This is a genomic window from Kribbella qitaiheensis, from assembly GCF_014217565.1.
GTDB classification, from domain to species: Bacteria; Actinomycetota; Actinomycetes; order Propionibacteriales; family Kribbellaceae; genus Kribbella; species Kribbella qitaiheensis_A.
Window position 1 is genome coordinate 3,821,478 of the sequence record NZ_CP043661.1, and the last position, 17,789, is coordinate 3,839,266.

At 64.1% G+C, this 17,789-nt stretch carries 17 protein-coding genes and 10 tRNA genes; 22 read left to right on the top strand and 5 right to left on the bottom strand.

Going from position 1 to position 17,789, the window contains the following annotated elements; genetic code table 11:
• The first annotated feature begins 55 nt into the window (after positions 1-55).
• The 7 genes from F1D05_RS17815 (at position 56) to F1D05_RS38930 (ending at position 7,872) form a co-directional block, all read left to right on the top strand.
• Positions 56-1,254, top strand: a protein-coding gene (locus tag F1D05_RS17815) for an IS3 family transposase (protein ID WP_185449045.1) whose coding sequence is annotated in 2 segments (ribosomal slippage) — positions 56-320 and positions 320-1,254 — 1,200 coding nt in all. Because the reading frame shifts where the segments join, the coding sequence is not laid out codon by codon here.
• A 406-nt stretch (positions 1,255-1,660) separates the two neighbouring features.
• Positions 1,661-2,911: a methionine adenosyltransferase gene (locus F1D05_RS17820; RefSeq protein ID WP_185448703.1), complete on the top strand. Its 1,251-nt coding sequence runs from the start codon at positions 1,661-1,663 to the stop codon at positions 2,909-2,911.
• Positions 2,911-3,846, top strand: coding sequence for an aminoglycoside phosphotransferase family protein (locus F1D05_RS17825; protein ID WP_185448704.1), 936 nt, complete (start codon positions 2,911-2,913; stop codon positions 3,844-3,846). Before F1D05_RS17820 ends, F1D05_RS17825 begins: the two co-directional genes overlap by 1 nt.
• Positions 3,834-4,436: a histidine phosphatase family protein gene (locus tag F1D05_RS17830; RefSeq protein ID WP_185448705.1), complete on the top strand. Its 603-nt coding sequence runs from the start codon at positions 3,834-3,836 to the stop codon at positions 4,434-4,436. The genes F1D05_RS17825 and F1D05_RS17830 overlap by 13 nt, the downstream gene beginning before the upstream one ends.
• A 78-nt stretch (positions 4,437-4,514) precedes the next feature.
• Complete coding sequence (gene serS, locus F1D05_RS17835) at positions 4,515-5,807, top strand: serine--tRNA ligase (protein WP_185448706.1); 1,293 nt, start codon at positions 4,515-4,517, stop codon at positions 5,805-5,807.
• Between the two features lie 248 nt (positions 5,808-6,055).
• A complete protein-coding gene (locus F1D05_RS17840) occupies positions 6,056-6,829 on the top strand; it encodes a glycosyltransferase (RefSeq protein WP_206686255.1) in 774 nt (257 codons plus the stop codon).
• Positions 6,823-7,872: a hypothetical protein gene (locus F1D05_RS38930; protein ID WP_206686256.1), complete on the top strand. Its 1,050-nt coding sequence runs from the start codon at positions 6,823-6,825 to the stop codon at positions 7,870-7,872. Before F1D05_RS17840 ends, F1D05_RS38930 begins: the two co-directional genes overlap by 7 nt.
• A 121-nt stretch (positions 7,873-7,993) precedes the next feature.
• On the opposite strand, the gene F1D05_RS17850 is transcribed toward F1D05_RS38930, so the two are convergent.
• Positions 7,994-8,398 (bottom strand): hypothetical protein, encoded by a 405-nt coding sequence (locus tag F1D05_RS17850; protein WP_185448708.1) that lies wholly within the window; start codon positions 8,396-8,398, stop codon positions 7,994-7,996.
• Positions 8,395-9,123 (bottom strand): restriction endonuclease subunit S, encoded by a 729-nt coding sequence (locus F1D05_RS17855; RefSeq protein ID WP_343066613.1) that lies wholly within the window; start codon positions 9,121-9,123, stop codon positions 8,395-8,397. The genes F1D05_RS17850 and F1D05_RS17855 overlap by 4 nt, the downstream gene beginning before the upstream one ends.
• A gap of 78 nt (positions 9,124-9,201) precedes the next feature.
• On the opposite strand from F1D05_RS17855, the gene F1D05_RS38935 reads away from it, so the two are divergent.
• Together F1D05_RS38935 and F1D05_RS38940 are read left to right on the top strand one after the other, a co-directional pair.
• On the top strand, positions 9,202-9,732 hold the full coding sequence (locus tag F1D05_RS38935) for a type I restriction enzyme subunit R domain-containing protein (protein ID WP_428995020.1): 531 nt from the start codon (positions 9,202-9,204) through the stop codon (positions 9,730-9,732).
• Positions 9,733-9,744: 12 nt separating this feature from the next.
• Positions 9,745-10,557 carry a DUF3387 domain-containing protein gene (locus tag F1D05_RS38940; RefSeq protein ID WP_206686258.1) on the top strand — a complete coding sequence of 271 codons (813 nt, stop codon included), beginning with the start codon at positions 9,745-9,747 and terminating at the stop codon, positions 10,555-10,557.
• Positions 10,558-11,006: 449 nt separating this feature from the next.
• On the opposite strand, the gene F1D05_RS17865 is transcribed toward F1D05_RS38940, so the two are convergent.
• Positions 11,007-11,082: transfer RNA gene (locus tag F1D05_RS17865), tRNA-Thr, on the bottom strand.
• A gap of 460 nt (positions 11,083-11,542) precedes the next feature.
• Here F1D05_RS17865 and F1D05_RS17870 point away from each other — a divergent pair.
• The 13 genes from F1D05_RS17870 (at position 11,543) to F1D05_RS17930 (ending at position 15,262) form a co-directional block, all read left to right on the top strand.
• Positions 11,543-11,722, top strand: a complete 180-nt coding sequence (locus F1D05_RS17870; RefSeq protein ID WP_185448710.1) for a hypothetical protein — start codon at positions 11,543-11,545, stop codon at positions 11,720-11,722.
• A gap of 238 nt (positions 11,723-11,960) precedes the next feature.
• Positions 11,961-12,035: transfer RNA gene (locus tag F1D05_RS17875), tRNA-Pro, on the top strand.
• A gap of 94 nt (positions 12,036-12,129) precedes the next feature.
• A tRNA-Arg gene (locus F1D05_RS17880) sits at positions 12,130-12,203 on the top strand.
• Positions 12,204-12,207: 4 nt separating this feature from the next.
• Positions 12,208-12,281: transfer RNA gene (locus tag F1D05_RS17885), tRNA-Leu, on the top strand.
• 89 nt (positions 12,282-12,370) lie between these two features.
• A complete protein-coding gene (locus tag F1D05_RS17890; protein WP_185448711.1) occupies positions 12,371-12,817 on the top strand; it encodes an HNH endonuclease in 447 nt (148 codons plus the stop codon).
• A 31-nt stretch (positions 12,818-12,848) separates the two neighbouring features.
• Positions 12,849-12,921 (top strand) — tRNA-Gln (locus F1D05_RS17895).
• Positions 12,922-13,066: 145 nt separating this feature from the next.
• A tRNA-Ser gene (locus F1D05_RS17900) sits at positions 13,067-13,158 on the top strand.
• A gap of 28 nt (positions 13,159-13,186) precedes the next feature.
• On the top strand, positions 13,187-14,380 hold the full coding sequence (locus F1D05_RS17905; protein WP_185448712.1) for an RtcB family protein: 1,194 nt from the start codon (positions 13,187-13,189) through the stop codon (positions 14,378-14,380).
• A gap of 287 nt (positions 14,381-14,667) precedes the next feature.
• Positions 14,668-14,757 (top strand) — tRNA-Ser (locus tag F1D05_RS17910).
• A gap of 17 nt (positions 14,758-14,774) precedes the next feature.
• A tRNA-Glu gene (locus tag F1D05_RS17915) sits at positions 14,775-14,846 on the top strand.
• Between the two features lie 12 nt (positions 14,847-14,858).
• Positions 14,859-14,934, top strand: a tRNA-Glu gene (locus tag F1D05_RS17920).
• Between the two features lie 13 nt (positions 14,935-14,947).
• Positions 14,948-15,028, top strand: a tRNA-Tyr gene (locus F1D05_RS17925).
• Between the two features lie 36 nt (positions 15,029-15,064).
• On the top strand, positions 15,065-15,262 hold the full coding sequence (locus F1D05_RS17930; RefSeq protein WP_185448713.1) for a hypothetical protein: 198 nt from the start codon (positions 15,065-15,067) through the stop codon (positions 15,260-15,262).
• Positions 15,263-15,538: 276 nt separating this feature from the next.
• Here the strand turns inward: F1D05_RS17930 and F1D05_RS17935 are convergent, their stop codons facing one another.
• On the bottom strand, positions 15,539-16,915 hold the full coding sequence (locus F1D05_RS17935) for an FAD-binding oxidoreductase (protein ID WP_185448714.1): 1,377 nt from the start codon (positions 16,913-16,915) through the stop codon (positions 15,539-15,541).
• Positions 16,912-17,787, bottom strand: coding sequence for a U32 family peptidase (locus tag F1D05_RS17940; RefSeq protein WP_185448715.1), 876 nt, complete (start codon positions 17,785-17,787; stop codon positions 16,912-16,914). The genes F1D05_RS17935 and F1D05_RS17940 overlap by 4 nt, the downstream gene beginning before the upstream one ends.
• Between the last annotated feature and the right edge of the window lie 2 nt (positions 17,788-17,789).

Sequence of the window (17,789 nt, forward strand, 5' to 3'; positions counted from 1 at the left end):
CGAACCTTCCGGACAGCGGCTCAACTAAGATTGAGCTGTCCGGAAAGGGAAGATGTTGCCGCGTCCGAAGAAGAATTTCACTCCTGAGTATCGGGAGGAAGCTGTGAAGTCGGTGATTGAGACTTCACGTTCTGTCACTCAGGTCGCGAGAGAGCTCGGCATCAACCCGGGAACCCTCAGTAACTGGGTGAGCGCCTTTAAGCGAGACCATGCCGGCGAGGAACCGGCATTGAGCATGGACGAGCGTGCGCGGCTCCGCGAGCTGGAGCGGGAGACGCGAGAACTCCGGATGGAAAACGAGTTCCTAAAAAAAGCCGCAGCATACTTTGCCAAGGATCATCGTTGAGCGAAAAGTTCGAGTTCATCGATGCGGAGTATGCCAACAGGTTGACCCGAGAGAACGGAAATGCGCCGTCGATTGTGAAGATGTGCCGGTGGCTCGAGGTGAAACGGTCCAGTTTCAATGATTGGCGGAGCCGTCCGATGTCGGCGACTGCGCGCCGCCAAGGCGAACTCAAGCTGATCATCGTCAAGTCGTTCGAAGAGTCCGACGAGACCTACGGGTACCGGCGGGTGCATGCCGACCTGGTGGCCTGGGGTGTGACCTGTGGGCTGGAGTTGGTGCGCAAGCTCATGCGTGAGTTGGGTTTGGAGCCGTGCCAGCCGCGGCCGTGGCGGCACTGTCTGACCGAGCAGGATGGCCAGGCCGGCCCGATCCCGGATCTGGTAGATCGGGACTTCACCGCTGATGCTCCGGGGCACAAGATGGTCGGAGACATTACCTATGTCTCGACCTGGGAAGGGTGGCTTTATCTGGCGACCGTGCTCGATTGCCACACCAAAGCTGTGATCGGGTGGGCCATGGACGACAATTACAAAACCCCGCTGATCGAAGCCGCGATCGACATGGCGGTGCGGAATCACGATCTTGTCGACGGCGCAATCTTTCACTCCGACCGGGGCAGCAACTACACTTCCGCCCAGTTCGCCGCGACTTTGAAGAACAATAATCTTCGCCAATCAGTCGGGCGGACCGGTATCTGTTACGACAATGCGATGGCCGAATCGTTCTTCGGCGCTCTCAAGAACGAGCGTACCCACCGAACCGAGTACCCGACCCGCGACCATGCACGCCGCGATATCGCCCGCTACATCGAATTGCGCTACAATACTAAACGCCGTCACTCAGGGCTCGGCTACCGGACCCCACAGCAAGCCCACGACGACTACCTGGAAACACAATCCGCCGCCTGAATCAGCCATCAAAAAGCTGTCCGGAAAGCGCGTGGCACCTCAGAGGCCTGTAGCCGAGGGCCGGCAGTATGCGACAGCGCAGATGTCGTCTTCCACGTCCTTCGCGACCTGCTCTACGCCGGGCACGTCGTCCAACCGACGACGGTCGTCCTGCTCGGCCGGCTCGGTACACCCGGTGTCGTCTTGGCATGGCGACTGATCCGCTGGGCGGATCGCCGCCGCGCCGGCGACCTGGCGCTCATCCCATCGCGCGACCTCGATGAGCTCAGCCTTGAGGCGAACCCAATCACAGCCTGCCAGCAGCTCACGCGACTCATCGTCGCCTTACGGGCTCGCGGCGTCCCGCGCTGACGCCGGCTCTACGCCACCTTGCGGTACCCCAGTTGACTCTGAGATTGGACCTGATATGCCACGATCCAGTACAGCCTCCGGTCCCGACCACATCGTCATCGAGACCGGCACGACACGACCGGGAACGACTACGATCGTTGAGCGTAAAGGGATCGGTCATCCCGACACGCTCGCTGACCATCTGGCGGAGCGTCTGTCACGCGCCTACAGTCGCTACACGCTGGACCGCTTCGGTGCAGTCCTGCACCACAACTTCGACAAACTCGCCCTCCTCGGCGGCGCATGCGAGGTTCGCTACGGTGCTGGCCGTATGACAGCTCCAGTACGGGTCCTTGTTAACGGCCGGGCCGCTCACACGTGCGGGAACGACGCGATTCCGGTCACTGAACTGGTCGATGCCGAAGTCCGGGCATTCTTCGGCGAGCGCCTTCCCGAGCTGACGAATCATCTCGACATCGTCTTCAACATCACCAGTAACTCCAGCCCGGGCGCGGTCATCACGGACGACTCTGTTCCGGACCGTGTCCGATGGTTCAACCCACGCTCGATCGACGATCTCCGTGAGAGACGAACCCGGCTGTCGAACGACACCTCGCTGGGGACTGGCTGGGCGCCAGAGAACCCCTTCGAGTCATTCGTTCGTGAACTCGTCAACCGCTTCTCAGGACGATCCGAGTTCACGCTCGCCCATCCCTGGTGCGGCTCGGACGTGAAACTCATGGGCTACTTCGACAAAGACCTCGCCGATGTCGTCCTCTGCGTACCGCAGAAGTCGAGGTTCGTCAGCAACCGCGCAGAGTACTTACGAAACCTCGAAGTCGTGCGCGAGGAGTGCTACCGGCTAGCCGCAGCACGGCTGCCAGATTCCGAAGTGCGATTCCGTCTCAATGCGCGGGATGTTCCCGATCGTGACGAGTTGTATCTGACACATACCGGCAGCTCGATCGAGTCCGGCGACGAAGGAGTGGTCGGTCGAGGCAATCGGGTGAACGGTCTGATTACCCCGCTCCGGCCGATGAACCTAGAAGGTGCCAACGGCAAGAATCCCGTGTACCACGTGGGCAAGCTCTACAACATCGTCGCCCAACGACTGGCGGAACGACTCTCCGACGAGACCGGAGACCACGCAGAGGTGCACCTTGTCAGCCTGACCGGACAGCGACTCGATCAGCCTTGGCGTGTCCTGGTACGGCTCACGGACGACGCCGCTGACGTAGACAAGGTCCGGGCGCTTGTTACTGACGCCCTGGCAAGTTTCCCTGCCGTGACTGACGAGCTGGTAACGAACGGGATTGTGTTGAGCTGATGGCTCTTGGCGAGGTTTCCGAGGGCTGCCGGCGACGGCTTGTCGGACACTACGGAGCAGCAGCTCTCGAGTGGGTTGAAGAGGCCCCCGGATTACTCCAGGTCGCGGCTGCTCGGTGGGGTTTGTCGCTGATGAACTACCACGACGCTGGCCACGCGTCAGTTGTGTCGACCGCAGTCGACCAGCAGGGTCGACGACTGATGGTCAAGGCATGGACCGATCCAGCGCGGTATCGACATGAGGTCGCGGCACTTCGTCACTGGGCTGGTGGACCGGCCGTAGAGGTGATCGAGACAGCGGATGACTTGTGTGCGGCCGCCTTGGAGATGGTTGGCGGGGAACCGGGGGGTCGCGGTCGACCGGCCGGCGAGCTCACGCTGGTAGCGGAGGCGCTACAGCATCTCCATGCCCTCGGCCGGCAGCGTAGTCCTGCTGGTTTTCCGCTGCTTGCCGATTACTTGCAAGGCGAGGTTGCCCCGCGAGTTTGGAAGCGGCTGCGAGACCAGGACCTCGGCCAGTGGCGACCGGTGGCCCAGGCTGGCCTCCACGCTCTGCGAGAGGCCGCCGGTGCTCATCCAGATGGCACCGGGCAGCAAACTCTGCTTCACGGAGATCTCTACCGCGAGAACGTGCTGTTCTCAGACTGCCAGCAGCCAGTTTTCCTTGACCCACTGCCGATGCTGGGATCGGAAGCCTTCGACTGGGCCTTCTGGGTCGTGTACTACGAGGTTGAATGCGGTTTCGAGGATCGGTTGGCGCTTGCCCAGACGGTCTCCGGTCTGCCAGTTCAAGGCATCCGTCGGTGGTGCACAGTCCTGTTCCTGGACGGGCTCCTCTACTACCTCGAAACCCATGATCCGAGAACTTCGTTGCTGGGCAACATGGCCACCGCGTTCGTCCGGAACAACGAGGGGAGAAGCTCGTGGTCAACTTGATTTGTCGCCACGCTCAAACGGACTACAGCGTCCAGCACCGCGTGAATGGCGACCCTACTTATCCGATCCTGCTGAATCGCGTGGGGCGCCAAACATGCCGTCAGGCACAAGCTTCTTCGCGCCTCTCCGGTGTGCAGGGCTGGATCACCAGTGAGTTCCCACGCGCACGCCAGACCGTCCAGCTCCTCATGGGGCCGTCCACCCGCGAACCATTGGTCGAGCCGCACCTCAACGAACTCGACTACGGAGTCTTCGAGGGCACCCCGTTCCTTTCGTATGGGGAGTGGCTCAGCCGACACGGTGCAGATGAGCGGCCCGAAGGAGCAACGGAGTCTCAGCGAGAGGGCATCCTGCGAATGCTCAGTGCGTTGGCAGGCATGCCCAACCACCTCGGCGATCGCGTGATAGTCGGCCACGGCCTACTGACATCCGTACTGACCTGGGGCCTCAGCAGCCACCACTTCGAATCGCTTCCACTCTTTCTGCCCGAAGCGCCGTACGTCGAACCACTTGCGCTATCTGACGACGAACTGAACGACCTGGCAACAGCCCTACATGATCGGATCGCGCCATCCGAGCTGCACCGGTGACGTCCACAGGCGGCGATCGCCGCCTGACTGCTAACTTCGACGGCACATGTCCACTGCAGGAAATGAAGGATTGTCGCCATGCATGATGCACGTGTTCTCATCGAGATGGGTCCCGAAGCCGTCCGTCGACTGGCCCGTCGGGGTTACAGCCTGGATCTGTCGGTGCTCCAGAACCTGCAGTCTCGACGGAACCAGAGTATTCATTCGATCGACGAGCTCAGGGCCGAGTCCAAGCGGGCAGCCAGCGAGGTCCAGGCGACAGCACGCGCTGGCGGCGACATTGCGGCTCTCAAGGAGACCGCGCGCAAGCTCAAGGAGCAGATCAACGATATCGAGGACGAGCTGGACGGAGTGCAAGAGGAACTCACGACTCTTCTGCTGAGTATTCCGAACCTCCCGGACGACCGCACGCCCGAGGGCGACTCGGACGAGTTCGCGACCGAGGTCCGACGTGTCGGAGCCCAACCTGCCTTCTCGTTCACGCCGAAGGACCACGTGGACCTCGGCGAGACGACTGGAATCCTCGACTTCGCCCGGGCCACCAAGCTGTCCGGGCCGCGCTTCGCGGTGACCCGTGGAGCAGGCGCAGCACTAGAACGTGCGCTGTCCACGCTCTTTCTCGACCTACACACCCGCCGCCACGGCTATGTAGAGCACTCAGTCCCCTATCTGGTCAGCCGCAAGACCATGACCGGGACCGGTCAGCTACCGAAATTCGAGGCCGACCTCTTCAAGACAAGTGTCGCCGACCGTGACCTCTTCCTGATCCCAACAGCTGAGGTCCCGCTCACCAACCTCTACGCCGACGAGATCATCCCGGCCGCAGAACTACCGGTGGCGATGACAGCGAATACACCCTGCTTCCGATCCGAGGCCGGGTCCTACGGCCGCGACACCCGCGGCTTGATCCGCCAGCACCAGTTCACCAAGGTCGAGATCGTCCGGATCGTCGAACCCGAGCAGGCCGACTCCGAACTGGAAAACATGCTCGGCCACGCTGAGGCCTGCCTCAAAGAACTCGGCCTCGCCTACCGGGTCGTTATGCTCGCCGCCGGCGACACCGGCTTCTCGGCTCAGCTCACCTACGACCTCGAGGTCTGGTTCCCAAGCCAGAACACCTACCGCGAGATCTCTTCCGTCTCCAGCTTCGGCTCCTTCCAGGCCCGCCGCGCAAACATCCGAACCCGCGGCGCCGACGGCAAGCCGAAGCTGGTCGCCACGCTCAACGGTTCCGGACTCCCCATCGGCCGGACCCTCGCTGCGGTGCTCGAGCAGCACCAGCAAGAAGACGGATCGATCCTGCTCCCCCAATCGCTCGTCCCCTATCTCGGCTTCCGCCGCATCGCGGCGGACGGATCACCGGAGGAATAGTGCTTGTCGGCGTCTGCGACTTCCCAAGTGACTACCCGTTTCCGCCCGTCGCCTACGGCGGTATAGAGCGTTGGCTCTGGGCGGTCGCTGCTGGCGCCCGGGCCGCAGGCGCCGACGTACACCTTCTCGGACCAGGCTGGATCCCCGACCTCGACCAGGACTGGACCCGAAAGCCAGTCCGCCTGGAAGACGTCACCGCCGGCTCACTAGCGGAGCGAGAGCTGCGCAGTACGGCGTACGACCTGCTCGTGGTCGGGCACGAGTACCCTTCACATCCCGAATGGGTCCGCACTTGGGCGCAGATGGACTGCGATGTCGCGACATTTCAGCACTCACCGACCTTCGAGCACTCGGCGGACGCCTTCGACGGCAAGCGATCACGTCTTTACTGCTACTCACCCGAGATGCTCGAACGCTACGAGGATCACCAACCGATAGCCGAACTTGCAGTCCACCTCGGTATCGGCGAACAGGAGCCCCAGGCAACCACCGGCGACGACTTGGTCTGGCTCGGCAGAATCGACAGCGACAAAGCCCCGCACCTTGCCGCCAGAGCCGCCCAACTGCTCGGCCGGCGGATTCGCATCATCGGCCCAATCTTCGACAAGTCCTACGTCCATGCGCACGAACACCTCCTCGGCGCCGACCATGTCGAACTGACCGGCGAGCTGGGTGGACCTGCCAAGATCGCAGCACTCCAGGCCGGATCAGTCTTCGTCTACACCTACGCACGCAACTACATCGAGGCGGGCGCCGCTGTCTTCGGCGAGACCCTGCGTGCCGGAACACCGATAGCGGCACTCAGCTGGCGAGAAGGCACATGCGCCGACGCAGCCACCTGCGATCAAACAGGCGTCGTCGCAGTCGCCGATCCTGCCGAGGACGACGAGAGTACAGCTCATCGCCTGGCAGAGGCCATCGTTCAAGCCGAGGAACTCGAACACTCGACAGTCCAGGAGATCGGCCAACAGCGCTTTCATCCCCTGCGCCACTTCGAAGCGCTGACGTCTGCACAGTGCTGACCTCGGATCCGGCGGGATGGATCCCCGATTCACTCCGCCGGACACTCGGCGCCAGATGGGATATCCGTCTCGAAGGCGATCTGTTGACAGCCCTGCACCGCGATCACTCAGACCACTACACGCCGCCACGACGCTCTCTCGCCTTCGCCGACTTGCTCGACGTCCTAGAGTCCAACTTCGCGATGCACGGCGTACCCCGCGCCCGACCTCTACCGCTTCGTTGGGGGCGGGACACCGACCTCACAGTATCCGCTGTCCAAGCACTCGATCCCTTCCTCAAAGATGGCCAGGACAGGGTCTACCGATCAGGCTTCCTGCCTCAGCCAGTCGTGCGCCTCACCGGACAGCGCGACGACCACGGCGAACTACGCGACGGATTCCTCACCTCGTTCGTCAACATCTCCCACATCCAGCCGATCACGCACCACGACGAGTTCGCAGAGGCCATCGACATCTGGCTCTCTGTCCTCTCACGACTCGGCATGCACGCCCGGCACATCACCATCTACGGTCACCTGAAGATCTGGCAACGCGACCAGGTCCAAGGCATAACGCTGCGCTTCAGACACCTAGACCTGACGGTGGGAGACATCAATCTCCTCTGGAACGCCAATCAACCCCAACGCATGGCCGTCGACCTCGGCAGCGGCCTCGAGCGCCTCGCGTGGGCGAGATCCCGATCCGACTGGAAAGACCTCGTGTTCGGCCCCTTCGCAACCGCCGCGCCACTAGCAACCCTCGACGCCATCCGCACCACTACCCTCCTGCTCGGCCATGGCATCCGCCCAGGGCCCCAGAGGCGCCGCCGGCACAACCCGCCGAATCATCAACACCATCGCGCCCGACTCAGCACCCCTCGGGCTAGACGCGATGGTCCGCTTCTCACACCGCTACTGGCAACCGTTGTCTGCCCTCGCAGTCGAATGGCCAGCCATCGCTTCAGCAATCGAAGACGAACGGTCGCGATAGATTGTCGGTGCTGCCGGAGGTCAGACAAGGGAGCATCCGGGTCGACCACGGCCTCGTTGTCTGGTCCACGCTGAGTAAATTGGCCCATCCCTCTCGGACCTGAGTTGGGTCAGATGCGGGACGAGTAGCGACACTCCGCCCGGATTCACCGCGCACAGCAAGCAGCAAGATATTTGGGCGGAGGCATGTGGACAGTCACTCTAAGGAATCTAAGGCAGGCACTGGCCACCCGAGGTAGTGCCGAGCGAGCTCGGTCGGCCGAGTGACTTCCTGAACGCCACCCGAGGACGTCCACGTCGCGATCAACGTCAGCCCTGCCGCCACGGCTGGTTCCCAGTCATGACTTGGCCCCGGATCTGGCTCCCACTCGTCGGCCGCCCACGCAGCCGCATCCACGCTGAACCAGCGGTCGCCAAGAGCAACTGTCCTAAGCCAGACAATTCCATCGTCCTTGCGAATATAGACGCCCTCCTCGCTCTCGTGCCCGAGGAGATACACCGTCGCACCCTTGTCCGCAGCTAGCCGAGGAACTGCTGGCCCCATCGCGAGAAATGGCGCCGCGACGAGGTCATCGCGGCGATCACTTTTCTTGCCGGTCATACCGCCTCCATCCAGTGAACTCGGGCAACTCCGAGTTTCCCACCACAGCCTGACAGATCGATGGCACCCTTGAGCTCCACAGTCTGATAACTACCATTATCAACAAATCGTGCAATCGAATCGCCGGAGTTGCGTATCGTCTGGGTGCGAGCCTTGCCGGCGTCACCGTTCGTGTTGCTGCGGATTCTGGCCCGACGCCAGAGTTCGCGAGCCATTGCCGCGACGCGCTCATTGGCCACGATCTTGTCGTCGAGCGCCCCTATTATGCCAGCGATTGCTCTCTGCTCAGGTAGCTCCGGCAGCGAGATCTGAACTCGTTTAATGTAATTCCGGTTCAGCATGGGCTGAGCGGCACCAGAGTTATATCCGGAAAAATCGATCAGACCGAGCAGATAGTAGACAAACCTTGGATCGTTCCCAAGGAAATCTGTTACATAGAGAGACGTGTTGAGGGGCCAGAAGTCAACATCGCAATACGTCGCCTTACCCATCGACGCTCCAGCACGACCGAGCACAACCCCGGGCGCCTTGACTAGCGCGGTGTCATGGGTTCCGCTCTGTCCCGCCGCGCCCATGACTGGCACACTCCCATTTCTCCGCTGCGACGTCGGAAGATCGTGTCCGCGCTGGAGCTTGACCAACTGGTCCAGCGTTGCCGGGCGCCACTCACCCACTGATCCTCCCCAACTGCTCCCGCACCACCACATCCAACCGAGTCGATTCATCCAATTGCTCGAAAAGTTCCTCCGTCAGCCTTGCAATCCGTTCTTCCACTGGCTCCGCATCCGGGTCCTCCTCGACCTTTGCCGCTCCCACATAAGAAGCGCGCAAAGGACCCCGACGACGAGCTGGAACTGCTCATCGTCCACTCGATGCTGCTCACCGGCTACGACGCCCCGCCGATTCACACTCTGTACATGGACCGCCCGATGCAGGGGGCCAACCTGATGCAGGCGCTCGCCCGGGTCAATCGTCGTTTCCGCGGCAAGCAGGACGGCCTGCTCGTCGGCTACGCGCCTCTCACCGACAACCTCACCAAGGCCCTGCGTGAGTACTCGGACCAGGACCGCAGGGACCAGACTCTCGGCGCGGACATCGAACGGGCCGTCACCGAGGTCAAGAATGCGCTGGCCACGATCAAGGGCCTGCTAGCTGGGAGCCGGTGGAAGGTATGGCTCGGCGACAACGGCCGCCCTGACTCCCGCAGGCGGGCGCTGCGCCTGACCGCTGATTTCCTGCGCAATCCGAAGACCCCGGGGAACAAGGTTGACCCTCCCGGCAAGCCGCTCTCCGTCCGATTCAAGGACAGTGCCGCTCGGCTGGACCGCTTCTAGCGTGTCTGTGCAATGAGCAAGGAGATCGCCGAGCGCTGCGAAGACATGGATGACTGGCGTCGTGACATCTCCTTCTTCAGCGAGGTCAGGGCGTGGATGATCAAGCTCGACGCTGCCCAGCGTGAGGCGAACGGAGAGCCGCTCAGCGCCGAGGTCCAGCGCTATCTGCAAGCCCTCGCGGCCTCGGTCGTCGACGCCGACGAGATCACCGACCTGTACGTGGAGGCCGGGATCGGACGGTTGGACATCACCCGCCTCAACGAGGCTCAGCTGCGCAAGCTTGAGAACTCCGAGACCCCGCACCTGGTCACCGAGGCCCTGCGCCGCATGATCCAGCAGAAGATGCGTGAGGTGACCAAGCACAACGTCGTGCGCAACGAAAGCTTCACTGAGCGTCTGAACGACCTGATGAGGCGATACATGCTTCAGCAGCTCACCAGCGCCCAGGTAATCGCCGAACTCGCCGCCCTGGCACGGGAGGTATCCGCGGAGGCCCGCCGTGGCGAGCGGTTCGACCCGCCGTTGACCCACGCCGAGCTGGCCTTCTACGACGCCGTCGCACACCGCGACATGGCCGAGGTGATGGAGGGCGGCGGCGACGCCCTCGCCAAGATCGCCCGTGCCCTCGTCAAGGACATTCAAAAGAACCTGTCCGTCGACTGGCTCTCCCGCGAACCCGTCCGGGCGAAGCTCCGTACCCGCATCCGCCGCGTCCTGGCGATGTTCGACTACCCGCCGGAGGAGGAACGCGAGGCGGTCGACCTGGTACTCAAGCAGATGGAGATCATTGCCGCCCTGTGGGCGCCCGCGGCAAAGGAGGGATAGCACAGGAGGTACTGCGATTGCGGCGAAGCTGCCCTGGGGTTGGTGATAACTACGCCGACCCAAGGGGCACGCGGATGAACCCAGGGTGCGGTACCTCAAGGACTCTGCGTGGCTCCTTGGCCGCCGCAGCCTGACGCCACACCGACGAGAGCGCGATCGGCCCCTGCACCAACGGAGCGCGCAGGTCCAGGCCGGGCTGATCAGTGTCCAGCCACAGGCCGGACTTGGCTAGTCAGTAGCCGGGTCACTACGGCCGTCAACAGGTGCGGACGGCCTGTCCGTGCCGATCGGGGGCTACCCCGGTCTCGCACAGCCGGCACGGCCTACTGGTTCCACCGGCACGCGCAGGACCTCAAACTTCTTTGTGTACTTTTGTGTGTACCTGCCACGTCCGGGACACGAAGAAGCCCCTCTGGCCGAGGCGTTTTGCCTGGTCAGAGGGGCCTTGCTGGAGCCGCCTATCGGAATCGAACCGATGACCTTCTCATTACGAGTGAGACGCTCTGCCGACTGAGCTAAGGCGGCGCGGCCCGGGGGCCGATGCAAGAGTGTAGCGGGAGGTTCGGCCGATTCCGAATCGGATACCCCGCGCGGAGGCTTGGGAGGGGCGAGGGCCGGTACTGCGGGGCTGGGGTCGGCGCCGTCTGTACGCCGGGGTGCGGGGGGTCGGGCCAGCACTGCGAGGCCGGTGCGGGGGGTCGGGCCTGTACTGCGAGGCCGGCGCGGGCGGTTGGGTTTGCACTGCGGGGGGCGGGCCGCAGGTGGTTGGGGCTGTACTGCGAGGTCGGTGTGCGGCAGGTGGAATGGGGTGGGGAATGGTGGGGAGGGCGGGGAACTCGGGGGTGGGATGGTGCGTCGGAGATGGCGTGTGGAGTGCGGAGGAAATGGCGAGGGAATAATTGTCGTAGGAAATGCATTGACTCGGAGTGTGTTGGCGGGTGAAACTTATGCCCGCAAGATCAACCAGACCTGATAGGAGCCGGCGATGTTCGGGAAGCAGAACGTAAGGCGGGAGTGGCGCGAGCAGTACGCCACCGCCTCAGCGTCCCTGCGATCCCTGCGATCCCTGCGATCCCTGCGATCCCTGCGATCCCTGCGAGGTTACGCCCACGCCTATCTGATCGATGCCGAACTCAGCCCGGCCTCCGGCGGCCCACCTGTCTGATCTCCAGCAGATCACCAGGAGCCGCCCGAGTCGGGATACCGACCGAGGCGGCTCTTTCTTTTCCCTAAAACCGTCGTCGGTGAGCAATGGCTGCAGGCCGGATTCCAAACCCGCGCCCAGAGGGTTCGATTCCCTCCACCGATGCTTTGTCGACGCTTACGAGCGGCGAATTGCAGAATTGACAACTGGATATGCCATTGCAATTCCCCGGGGTGCCCGCACAGGCCCCCGGGGAGAGCGAGCTGTGGGCCAGCGGCAGGCCACCTCATTTGGGATGAGGGGAACGGGAGTTCGAATCTCTCCAGCTCGACCAGGCGCCCGCAGCAAGCTCTGCTACCGGCCGAGCGGGCGCCCCCAAACGTGCCCTGCGCCGGAAATCCGCAGTCCATCCGGCGCAGGGCCGGCGAACGCCCGTGGCTCAATCGGAGAGAGCACCTGCCTACGAAGCAGGAGGTTGCAGGTTCGAGTCCTGCCGGGCGTACTGAGCGGCTCTGGCCCAATTGGAAGAGGCGCCTGGCTTAGGACCAGGAGGTTCAGGGTTCGAGTCCCTGGAGCCGTACCGCACGCAACAAGTCAACTACCAGCCGCACCGAGATACCCGTCCTGGCTACGAACAGTCGGGCACACTGGACGAGAGGAGGTACCAGCATGAGCGGTGTCATAGTGCTCAACGCCTCATATGAGCAGCTCCACGTAGTGTCGATCCAGCACGCCATCCGGATGCTCGTCCGGGAGGTGGCCGTCGTCGAGGAAGCGCACGTCGGCGCCAGCATCGGCCCGTTCCCCCTCCCCCGCGTGCTGCGACTGGTGCGCTACGTAGTGACCAAGTGGCGCTACGCATCCGGTCGACTGCAGTACACGCGAGTCGGCGTACTGAAGCGTGACAAGTACACCTGCGCCTACTGCGGCCGTACTGGCGCCAGCACGATGGACCACGTCGTACCGCGGTCCCGTGGCGGGCGTGGCGAGTGGCTGAACGCAGTAGCGGCCCATGCCTCCTGCAACGAGAAGAAGGGCTCACGTACGCCCGAGGAAGCCGGCATGCCGCTGCTGTGGCAGCCGTGGATTCCCTCGCGTGCTGAGTTAGCACTCTGACCCGGCGCCCCCAGGTGTCGCGTCAGAGCGATGCCAGGTGGGCGAAGGCGTCCCACCCTCGGTTCTGACCCGAGGCCCCGCAGGTTCGAGCCCTGCCCTGGCAGCTTGTACTGCGTACGCCACGCAGTACGTCGTACTGCGTGGCATCGCGCAGCACGGGGATCGCGTCGGCACGCGGGTGACCCTTGCAAGGTCGCTTCACCGGGTTCGACACCCGGGATCTCCACGCAACCGCAAACGTAAGAGCAAGGCGAAGTAAGCCGAGTTTCGGCCTATCGGCAGCCGTTTCGAAAACGGCCGGCCCTTCAGTGGGCGTGCAGGTTCGAGACCTGCCTTCGCCGCAGTCAAACCGATCAAAGGAGTGGGGAGATGAACGTTCAGTACCCGGTCCCGCTGAGTGGGGCCAAGAGCTCCACTCTGATGTGGGCTCAGGAGCATGAGGTCGGCGCGCAGGCGCTCCAGCAGCTGCGGAACATCGCCGCGCTGCCGTGGGTGTACGGCGTACGGGTGATGCCGGACGTCCACCTCGGCAAGGGCGCCACGGTCGGTTCGGTGATCGCGATGTACCAGGCCGTGTCGCCGGCCGCGGTCGGGGTCGACATCGGTTGCGGGATGGAGGGTGTGCTCACCTCGCTGACGGCGTCGGACCTGCCGGACGACCTGAGCGGGATCCGGTCGCGGATCGAGGCGGCAGTACCGGTCGGTTTCCATGGTCACGAGAACGCGGTGAGCATGCGCAAGCTCGGGCTGGACCGTGGCTGGGATCGCTTCTGGGGGACGTTCTCGAGCCTGCACGACGGGGTTCAGGACCGGGAGAAGAAGGCGCAGCAGCAGATGGGTTCGCTAGGTGGTGGCAACCACTTCATCGAGGTCTGCCTGGACGACGACGACCGGGTCTGGCTGATGCTGCACTCGGGTTCGCGCAACATCGGCAAGGAGCTGGCCGAGCGGCACATGCGGATCGCGAAGGCGCTGCCGCACAACGCCGATCTGCCGGACCGCGACCTGGCCGTGTTCCTGACCGGTACGCCGGAGATGGACGCGTACCGGCGCGATCTCACCTGGGCGCAGGAGTACGCCTCACGGAACCGCGCGGTGATGCTCGCCCTGGTGGTGCAGGCCGTGCGGGAGTCGTTCGACCAGCCGATCACCTTCGAGCAGCCGATCTCGTGCCACCACAACTACGTGGCGGAGGAGACGATCGACGACCTCGACCTGCTGGTTACCCGCAAGGGCGCGATCCGGGCCGGCAAGGGCGACCTCGGGCTGATCCCGGGGTCGATGGGAACCGGCTCGTACGTCGTTCGCGGTCTCGGCTCGGAGCGTTCGTTCTACTCGGCCTCGCACGGGGCAGGCCGGCGGATGAGCCGCAACGAGGCGAAGCGCCGGTACACGGTCGACGACCTGATCGCCCAGACGGCCGGCGTCGAGTCCCGCAAGGACGCGGGTGTGCTCGACGAGCTGCCCGCGGCGTACAAGGACATCGAGTCGGTCATCGCAGCCCAGTCCGACCTGGTCGAGGTCGTCGCCCACTTGAAGCAGGTCATCTGCGTCAAGGGTTGATCCGCAGGTGCGCCGCAGGACGCGCTGCGTTGGAGCTGGTCGTGCGTTGCTGTCGCTGGTCGTGCGTTGCTGTCGGGAGTGCACTGCGGTTGATCCGCAGGTGCGCGCTGCCCGTGCGCCCCTCTTCCTCTTTCACTAAGCGTACAAGTGAGAGGCCGGGGTGGCCGGGTGTTATCCACAGGCGGACCGTCGTGTTCAGGGGACACGACGGTCCGTGAAGCCTGCCACCGGAGTCGCCGGGGGCATCGGAGAGCCCGGTCGTCGTGGGGGCACGGCGGCCGGGCCGAGGTGAGGTCCGCCTGATGGCAGGGGCAGCGGTTTGCTAAACCGTCGATCGGCCGCTGGCTGGTCCGTGAGTTCGAATCTCACCCTCACCGCGCGACCGGAAAGGCAAGCCCCGTTGGTCTAGTGGAAGGACGTCCGGTTCTCAGCCGGAAGATCGCCGGTTCGAATCCGGTACGGGGTACGCGAGATGTCTGGCGCAGTGGACGAATCGGAAGAGTCGCCGCGCTTTCACCGCGGGTCGTTTGCGGGTTCGAATCCCGTCTGCGCTACCCAGACATCCGAGCAGGAGCGCCATCGTGGGAGAGGGGGGCGGGTTGTAGACCCGCTGTCTCGGCTGAGCAGGTTCGAATCCTGTCTCCTGCACTCCAACCAACAACAAGTAAGAGAGGAGGACCGGCCATGGCCGACCTCAGAAACAAGCGAAGGAAGATTCCGGGCGGCAGGTCCGGTGCTCCGGTCCAGCAAGGTCACGCCTTGCGGCGGGTGCAGCTCGCCTGCGGGCACGTGCAGCGCGACCGGATCGCGCACACCGGCGACCACGTCTGGTGCGAAGCCGACTGCTCCGACTGGGTCCGCGTCATCTCAGTCGAGGAGTAGCAGCCCATCCGCGTACTTCGCCCCCGGCCGTGGGGGTTCACCCACTGCTATGAGGGTTCGCCCATTGGCATAGCAGTGGGCCAACCCCAACTGCGGAGGCGAAGCGCACCGTTTGAGCGCGCCCGCCGCCGGTGGGCCGCGCTCCGCCGACTCTCTGGTGACGGATGCACGCCTGGCCCTCCGAAGGCCGGGTCCCTGGTTCGACTCCAGGCAGGGAGACCCGTTGCGTCCGAAGAGGGCGAGGTCAGGACCCTCGGCTCTTCGGACGCAGGAGACTCATAGGAAGAGCTTGTCCGGGTTGAGTAGGTTGCCAGGGTCGAAGACGGACTTGAGCTGGCGTTGCAGCGCCAAACCAACCGGGCCCAGTTCTTGGGCCAGCCATTGGCGTTTTAGTTTGCCGATGCCGTGTTCGCCGGTGATGGTGCCGCCGAGGGCCAGACCGAGGTCCATAACTGCGCCGAACGCCTCCAGGGCGCGGGCCTCGGCGGCCGGGTCGTCGCGGTCGAAGACGACGGTCGGGTGCATGTTGCCGTCGCCTACATGCCCAGGGCAACAAATCAGTACGTCGTACTTCGTGCCGATCGCCGCGATTCCGTCGAGCAGCGCGACCAGCTTGCTGCGCGGTACGGCGACGTCGTCGACAAGCGTGACACCGAGAGGCTCCAGCGCCGCGTTCACCAATCTGCGGGCCTCGAGCAACATTCGGGACTCTTCGGCATCAGAGGCCACCGCCACGTCAACGGCGCCATGGGCCGAGCAGATCGCGGCCATCGCCTCCACGTCCTCGGCAGCGCGTGGACCACGATCCGATTGGGCAATCAGCAGCGAGCCGACATCAGCCGGCAGCCCCATGTCCCGATAATTCTGAATCGCCCGAGCAGTCGGCCCGTCCAAGAACTCAAGCAGCGAAGGACGGAGCCCGGCTGCCATCACGGCTGCGGCCGCTGCGATCCCGTCCTCGATCGACAGGAAGGTCGCCGCCGCGGTCAACGCGGCCTCGGGCGCGGGACGTAGCGCGAGAGTCGCCTCGGTGACGACGCCGAGCGTCCCCTCCGAGCCCACGATCAGCCGCGTCACGTCATACCCGGCGACACCCTTGACCGACCGCCGACCGGTCCGAATCACCTCACCGGAAGCCAGCACAACCTCAAGCCCGCGGACGAAATCGCCGGTCACGCCGTACTTCACGCAACACAACCCGCCCGCATTGGTCGCGATGTTCCCACCGATCGTGGACATTTCCCACGACGACGGATCCGGCGGATAGAACAACCCCTGGCCGAGCACCGCCTTGGACAACGCGGAGTTCACCACTCCCGGTTGCACGACAGCGACCTGGTCCTCGACCGAGACCTCCAGGATCTGGTTCAGCCGCGACGTCGACAGCAACAAACACCCGTCCAAAGCGTTGGCCGCACCCGACAATCCGGTTCGCGCGCCCTGCGTCACAACCGGTACGCCGTAATCCGAGGACGCCCGCAGCACCTCCTGCACCTCGGAGGTGGACGCCGGCCGCACCAGCACCCGCGGAACCCCCGCAGAGCAGAAGGTCGCGTGGTCATTGCGATGGCTATCCAGTACGTCGGGATCGGTAACAACCGCCTTCTCCCCGAGCGAGGAGCGGAGGCGGGCGACGAGCGGATCGGAAGTCACTGTTCCTCATCTTGTTCAGCCAGCAGCCGCAGCACCAACTCGGCCCGGCGAACCCGTTCGCGCCCCAGCGCTTCGGCCGTCGCCGCCAGATGCAGCCCAGCCGGATAGATGTTCGGCGCGTTCCGCAACCCCATCTTCAGGTAGACCGGCGACGCGACCCGCACCACCTCGGGCACGTCGTAGAACCGCACGTGTCCGCCCTGGTCGTCCGGCACCTCGATGTACATGTCGATCGGCACCCTGGTCGCCGCGCGGATCTCCGCCAGCGCCCCCAGCGGCAGATCGGTCGACACGTTCAGACTGCTCGCGCCGAGCCGCTCGTACAAAGCCGCCGTCGGACCATTCGCCAACGGCATCAACACGGACGTCTTCAGGACCAGGTCCGAAGGCAACGAACCGTCCTTCTTCAGCAAGCCAAGCAACTCCAGTACGCCGAGGTCGCCAACCAGCAGACTCCGTACGCCGAGCTCGACCGCGCGGAAGGCATCACACAGCGACGCGGCAACCATCTCATTGCCTCGGGCAACTCCACCGACCGCCGCCGAGACCTTGGCCTGTCCGCCGATGTCCCAAACACCTCGCGGCCCGAGGAACAGGCACACCTCGACCTCATGAGCCCGGCCCAGCTCGACCATGTCGTCGATCTCGCGGTCGGTCAGCATCATCACACCGCTGCCCTGCGAGACCCGATCCACGTTCACGCCCCGCTCGATGGCCTCGCTCAGCACAGCGGCCATCACCAGCGGACCTTCACAACTGGGAATCTCGATCTTGTACTGCGTATCGTCGGCGAACCGCCTTCCCGGCTCCCCGGACCCGCCGATCGTGTGACCGCGCTCGGCCAGCAGAGCCCGCGCTTCCCGAAGATTCATCC